3 protein-coding genes and 3 pseudogenes are annotated in these 5511 nt (G+C 62.1%); all 6 read left to right on the forward strand.

The features are described from left to right. A pseudogene (locus tag I5W_RS14550) lies at positions 1-284 on the forward strand (GTPase HflX); the annotation flags it as partial. Positions 285-373: 89 nt separating this feature from the next. Next, on the forward strand, positions 374-1729 hold the full coding sequence (hflK, locus tag I5W_RS14555) for an FtsH protease activity modulator HflK (protein WP_017451813.1): 1356 nt from the start codon (positions 374-376) through the stop codon (positions 1727-1729). Further along, positions 1729-2622 (forward strand): protease modulator HflC, encoded by an 894-nt coding sequence (hflC, locus tag I5W_RS14560; protein ID WP_017451814.1) that lies wholly within the window; start codon positions 1729-1731, stop codon positions 2620-2622. Before hflK ends, hflC begins: the two co-directional genes overlap by 1 nt. 271 nt (positions 2623-2893) lie before the next feature. Then, positions 2894-4054: an ATP phosphoribosyltransferase regulatory subunit gene (locus tag I5W_RS14565; RefSeq protein WP_044529760.1), complete on the forward strand. Its 1161-nt coding sequence runs from the start codon at positions 2894-2896 to the stop codon at positions 4052-4054. Positions 4055-4057: 3 nt separating this feature from the next. Beyond that, a pseudogene (locus tag I5W_RS14570) lies at positions 4058-5370 on the forward strand (adenylosuccinate synthase). Between the two features lie 53 nt (positions 5371-5423). Continuing rightward, positions 5424-5495 (forward strand): annotated as a pseudogene (locus I5W_RS34045) (phosphoribosyltransferase); the annotation flags it as partial. Positions 5496-5511: the final 16 nt, after the last annotated feature.

The following is a 5511-nucleotide window of genomic DNA, read 5'->3' on the forward strand; positions in this document are numbered from 1 at the left end:
CCGGTACGGATGAAGCAGATCGAGCAGGTCAACCTGTCTTGAAGGAAATCGGCGCCGACCACGTGCCGCAGATCCTGTCTGGGAACAAGATCGACGCCGCCGGGCTGGAACCGACGGTCGAGTATGACGAGTATGGTAAAATCCAGCGGGTTTTCGTCAGTGCCCAGTCCGGTGCTGGCCTGGATCTGCTGCGCGAAGCGATCGCCGCTTCGCTCAAGGCCACCTTGGAGGCCAGGGGTCGCAGCCGTTCTGAGCCAGTCGATTCCGCAGACATGCACGCTTGAGCCGTTCGAGGGAACGGCTTTTTGCACGTTCCTGGCGCGCATTCCTCCTAGATTTTCTTAATCCATCACTACAGCCGGAACGCAAACGAATGCTTGTGTCTTTATTCAGGAAAATCGGTGTCAAGTTTTCGTTGAACGACCCCCAATGGGGACGTGGTTCACAAAACGACAACCGCGACAATCAGAATAACGGAAATAACGGCGACAAACGGCCCGAAAAACCGTCCGGCAATGATGACGGCCCGCCCGACCTGGACCAGCTCTGGCGCGACTTCAACCAGCGCATCGCTGGTATGCTCGGCCGCAAGGGCGGTGGCTCCGACGGCGGCAACGGTGGTGGCGGCTTCAATCGTGGCGATGTCAAGGGCGCCGGTATCGGCGTGGGCGTGATCGCCATCATCGTCGTCTTCCTCTGGCTGGCCAGCGGCTTCTTCATCGTGCAAGAAGGCCAGACCGCCGTGGTGACCACCTTCGGCCGCTACAGCCACACCACGCTGCCCGGCTTCAACTGGCGCTGGCCGTATCCCATCCAGAGCCACGAGATCGTCAACATGTCCCAGGTGCGGACCGCCGAGATCGGCTATCGCGGCAGCGTGCGCAACAAGCAGTTGAAGGAATCCCTGATGCTCACCGATGATGAAAACATCATCGACATCCAGTTCGCCGTCCAGTACAAGCTCAAGAACGCCGCCGAATGGCTGTTCAGCAACCGGGACCCGGATGACTCCGTGCGCCAGGTGGCCGAAACCGCCATCCGCGAAATCGTCGGCCGCAGCAAGATGGACTTCGTGCTTTACGAAGGCCGTGAAAAGGTCGCATTGGACGTGAGCCAGCGTATGCAGCAGATCCTGGATCGCTACAAGTCCGGCGTGCAGATCACCAATGTCACCATGCAAGGCGTGCAGCCGCCCGAACAGGTGCAGGCTGCCTTCGATGACGCCGTCAAGGCCGGTCAGGACCGCGAACGTCTCAAGAACGAAGGCCAGGCCTATGCCAATGACGTGATCCCGCGCGCCTCCGGCGCCGCCTCGCGCCTGCTGGAAGAAGCCGAAGCCTACCGCTCCCGCGTGGTGGCCAATGCCGAAGGCGATGCCTCGCGCTTCACCCAGGTGCAAGAAGCCTATGCCAAGGCCCCGGCCGTCACCCGCGACCGCATGTACCTGGAAACCATGCAGCAGATCTTTGCCAACACCACCAAGGTCATGGTCGATGTCAAGAATGGCAGCAACCTCCTGTACCTGCCGTTGGACAAGCTGATTCAGCAAAGCGCCAGCGATGCGACCCCGGCCGGCGCCAAGTCGCCCGCCTCGGCGGCTAGCCAGGCTGCGCCCAGTGCTGCGTCCACCAATTCGACTGCAGGAACCGACACCGTGTATTCATCCGAGCTGATGCGAGATTCGAGAAACCGCGATCCCCGCGAGTCGCGTGAAAGGGAGGTGCGCTGATGGGCCGCCTCGTTACTTCCGTCATCGTCGCCGTGGTGGCGATCTGGCTGGCATCGTCCACCATCTTCGTGGTCGACCAGCGTTCCTCGGCCATCGTCTTTGCCCTCGGTGAAGTCAAGCAGGTCATCACCGAACCCGGCCTGCATTTCAAGCTGCCGCCACCCTTCCAGAGCGTGATGTACCTGGACAAGCGCACCCAGACCCTGGACACGCCCGATGCTGACCGCTTCATCACCGCTGAAAAGATGAACGTGCTGGTCGATGCCTACCTCAAGTGGCGCATCGTCGATCCGCGCCTGTACTATGTCAGTTTCAACGCCGACGAACGTCGCGCCCAGGACCGCCTGTCGCAGATCGTCAAGGCCGCGCTCAACGATGAAATCACCAAGCGCACTGTGCGCGAAGTCATCTCCAGCCAGCGCAATAACCTCATGGACGCCATCCAGGCCCGTGTGGCCAACGAAGCCAAGCAGATCGGCGTGGAAGTCATCGACGTGCGTCTGCGCCGCGTGGACTATGTGGACCAGATCAACAACTCGGTGTTCGAACGCATGAAGTCCGAGCGCGTGCGGGTGGCCAATGAGCTGCGCTCTACCGGTGCGGCCGAATCCGAAAAGATCCGCGCTGATGCCGACCGCCAGCGCGTGGTGATCCTGGCCGAAGCCTATCGTGAATCCGAAAAGATCCGCGGTGCCGGCGACGCCAAGGCATCCCAGATCTACGCCCAGGCCTTCGGTCAGAACCCCGACTTCTACAAGTTCTACCGCAGCCTGGAAGCCTACCGCGCCAGCTTCAAGAGCCGCCACGACGTCATGGTGGTGGACCCCAGTTCGGAGTTCTTCAAGTACTTCAAGGGAGTAGGCGGCAGCGCCACCAGCGCGGCGAAGAAGTAAAAATTCGCTTAACAGGCGATAATGTGAACAGTTCTGTGCCGTCTCCAGGGTGGGGCGGGCAGGGCGAACCGGATGGATGCCGCTGGTAAAGGGCATCTTTCCTTTTTTGGGTCGGACATATGTTCCGGGATGCAATTTTCCCGGAATGCAAGAAGAGGGGCGGCAGGCATTCCCGGACCGCCCCGATTGTTCGTCTGGGCGCCTGCTTGCATCGTTGTTGTCCACACCACGCAAGCACGCAAACCGTTTTTTTCTGCTTTGACTTTTGTTTATGCCTAACTGGCTTCTTCCTGAAAACATCGCCGACGTCTTGCCCTCGGAAGCGCGCAAGATCGAGGAGCTGCGCCGTCGCCTGCTCGACAATTTCCGCCTGTACGGCTACGAAATGGTCATGCCGCCGCTGCTGGAATACCTTGAATCCCTGCTCACCGGCGCCGGCCAGGACACCGACCTGCGCACCTTCAAGCTGGTCGATCAGCTCTCCGGCCGCACTCTGGGCGTGCGCGCCGACATGACCACGCAAGTGGCGCGCATCGATGCCCACCTGCTCAATCGCGCCTCGGTCACTCGCCTGTGCTATGCCGGCAGCGTCCTGCATACGCGTCCGACCGGTCTGCACGCCACCCGCGAACCGATCCAGATCGGCGCCGAGATCTACGGTCATGCCGGCCTCGAAGCCGACGCCGAGATCCAGGAACTGGCCTTGAATTCCCTGGCCCTGGCCGGAATGCGCACCATCCGCCTGGACCTGTGCCACGTCGGCGTGCTGCGCGCCATCATCGCCCACGATGCCGCCGCCAAACGCGACGAAGCACAACTGTTCGGCCTGTTGCAGGCCAAGGACGTGCCGGGCTTGAAGGACATCGCCGCGACCTACCAGGACGGCACCCGCGCCGCGTTGCTGGCGCTGCCCAACCTGTATGGCGACATCTCGGTCATCGCCCGTGCCCGCATCACCTTGCCGGCGCTGCCCGGCATCGCCCAGGCCCTGGACGAGCTGCAGGCCCTGGTGGAACTGGCGGCCGGCCATGAAGGCGCGGCTGTCACCATCGATCTGGCCGACCTGCGCGGCTACCATTACCACAGCGGCGTGATGTTCTCCGCCTATGTGCCGGGCCTGCCCAATGCGGTGGTGCGCGGCGGCCGCTACGACCATGTGGGGGAAGCCTTCGGCCGTGCGCGGCCGGCGACCGGCTTCTCCCTGGACCTGCGTGAACTGGCACGACTGATGCCGGGCGCAGAACGAAAACGCGCCATCCTCGCCCCTTGGGGTAGGGACGCCGGTCTGCGTGAGAAAATAGCGCAATTGCGGCAAGCGGGAGAGATCGTGATCCAAAGCCTTCCCGGCCACGAGCACGATCAGGACGAATTCGATTGCGATCGCGCACTCGATTTCAGCAATGGAAACTGGATTATCAAAAACTTGGGTTGAGTCATGTTACAGAACAGCAATGCAAAGAATGTCGTCGTCATCGGTACGCAATGGGGCGACGAAGGTAAGGGCAAGATCGTCGATTGGCTGACCGATCACGCGCAAGGCGTGGTGCGTTTTCAGGGTGGCCACAATGCCGGCCACACGCTGGTCATCGGCGGCAAGAAGACTGCGCTGCAACTGATCCCCTCGGGCATCATGCGCGCCGGCGTGGCCTGCTACATTGGCAACGGCGTGGTGCTGTCGGTGCCCGACCTGCTGCGCGAGATCGACAAGCTCGAAGCTGCCGGCGTGGAAGTGTGCTCGCGCCTGAAGGTCTCGGACGCCTGTCCGCTGATCCTGCCCTATCACGTGGCCCTGGACGTGGCGCGTGAAGCCGCCCGTGGCGTCGACAAGATCGGCACCACCGGCAAGGGCATCGGCCCGGCCTACGAAGACAAGGTGGCCCGTCGCGCCATCCGCGTGGCCGACCTGTTGAACGAAAAGCGCTTTGCCGAAAGCTGCTGGCCAACCTGGACTACCACAACTTCGTCCTGACCCACTACCTCAAGACCCAGCCGGTGGACTACCAGAAGACCCTGGACGAAGCCCTGGCCAACGTGCCGCGCATCAAGCCCATGGTGACCGATGTCTCCAGCGACCTGTATGCCATCCACAAGGCCGGCGGCAAGATCCTGTTCGAAGGTGCACAAGGCAGCCTGCTGGACGTGGACCATGGCACCTACCCGTTCGTCACCTCCAGCAATTGCGTGGCCGGCAATGCCGCTGCCGGCGCTGGCGTGGGCCCAGGCATGTTGCACTACATCATGGGCATCACCAAGGCCTACACCACCCGCGTCGGTTCCGGTCCGTTCCCGGCCGAACTGCCCACGGACGCCGGCACCGGCAAGCACCTGGCCTCGGTCGGTCATGAATTCGGCACCGTCACCGGCCGTGCGCGCCGTTGCGGCTGGTTCGATGCCGCCCTGCTGAAGCGCTCGGTGCAGATCAATGGCGTCTCCGGCATGTGCCTGACCAAGCTGGACGTGCTCGATGGCTTGGAGTCGTTGAAGCTGTGCACCGGTTACAAGTTGAACGGCAAGACCGTCGACATCTTCCCGGTCGGCGCCGAAGAAGCGGCCGCCTGCGAGCCGATCTACGAAGAAATGCCCGGCTGGTCCGAGACCACTGTCGGCGCCAAGTCGCTGGACGCGCTGCCGGCCAACGCCCGCGCCTACATCAAGCGCATCGAGGAACTGGTGGGCGTGCCCATCGACATGATCTCCACCGGCCCGGACCGCGAAGAGACCATCGTCTTGCGCCATCCGTTCAAGTAATTCACTACGCAATCGCCGTTATCGGCACAAGGCACTACGAAGCAATCAAGAATATGAAGATCTCTGACGACAAAGACCTCTGGGTCTCCTGGGACGACTACAACCGCCTGATCGAACGACTGGCATGAAGGTTACGAATCC

This window comes from Herbaspirillum sp. B65 (assembly GCF_000333555.1).
GTDB lineage: Bacteria > Pseudomonadota > Gammaproteobacteria > Burkholderiales > Burkholderiaceae_D > Herbaspirillum > Herbaspirillum rubrisubalbicans.